Origin of the sequence: Streptomyces sp. A1136 (assembly GCF_004795055.1) — a bacterium.
In the GTDB taxonomy this organism is placed as follows: domain Bacteria; phylum Actinomycetota; class Actinomycetes; order Streptomycetales; family Streptomycetaceae; genus Streptomyces.
In genome coordinates this window covers 1-922 of sequence record NZ_SSBJ01000114.1, presented here as the reverse complement: position 1 = coordinate 922, position 922 = coordinate 1, and the positions used below count along the sequence as shown (strand labels likewise).

2 protein-coding genes are annotated in these 922 nt (G+C 70.2%); one reads left to right on the top strand and one right to left on the bottom strand.

What is annotated here, in order from left to right; translation table 11 throughout:
- Window positions 1-52: 52 nt before the first annotated feature.
- On the bottom strand, window positions 53-592 hold the full coding sequence (locus E6R62_RS37515; RefSeq protein WP_114038297.1) for a TIGR00730 family Rossman fold protein: 540 nt from the start codon (window positions 590-592) through the stop codon (window positions 53-55).
- Window positions 593-670: 78 nt separating this feature from the next.
- On the opposite strand from E6R62_RS37515, the gene E6R62_RS37510 reads away from it, so the two are divergent.
- Window positions 671-922 (top strand): DUF427 domain-containing protein (locus E6R62_RS37510; RefSeq protein ID WP_136217916.1); only part of this gene is annotated, 252 nt, incomplete at its 3' end.

The window sequence follows — 922 nt, the reverse complement described above, 5'->3', positions numbered from 1 at the left end:
CGCTGGTGATCAGGTGAGTAGCCATACCGGCCATGCTCGCACTACCGGACCACTACTGGACGCCGAGGGACTCCTCCAGGTAGGCGAGGGCCGCGACGCCGTCCTCGGCGAAGAAGACCAGGTCGGTGAGGGGGACGGGCAGGAAGCCCTCGTCTTCCATGCGGCGGAACTGCTCCTTGAGGCCGTCGTAGAAGCCCGCGGTGTTCAGCAGGACGACCGGCTTGGTGGTCCTGCCGTGCTTCTTGAGCTCCAGGATCTCGGTCGCCTCGTCCAGGGTGCCGGTCCCGCCCACCATGATCACGACGGCGTCGGACTTGGCGAGCAGCAGCGCCTTGCGCTCGGCGAGGTCCTTGGCGACGACCATCTCGTCGGCGTTCTGCCGCGCCTTGGCCGCCAGGAAGTCGACCGAGACGCCCACGAGCCTGCCGCCCGCCTGCTGCACGCCGTCGGCGACCACCTTCATGAGGCCGCTCTCGGAGCCGCCCCACACCAGGGTGTGACCGCCCTTGCCGAGAAGTTCGGCGAACTCGCGGGCGGGACGCGTGTAGCGCTCGTCGAGGTCGGCGGCGGAGAGGAAGACGCAGATGTTCACGGTCGTCAGCCTACGCCCGGGAAGAAGGCCGCCCCGAGGGACGCTGTACCGGGTGGACCGACCCACGAGGAGGACGCCGTGACCACAGGCCATCGCATCACCGTCGAGCCGGGCGAGCGGCACGTGCGCGTGGTGCGCGACGGACGCGTGCTGGCGGAGAGCGACCGGGCGCTGGTGCTGCACGAGACGGGCTGCCCCGCGCGCTGGTACATCCCGCCGGAGGACGTGCGGCTCGACCTGCTGACGCCGTCCGCGACACACACGTACTGCCCGTTCAAGGGGACCGCCTCGTACTGGTCGCTGCCGGACGCCCCCGACCTGGTGTGGTCG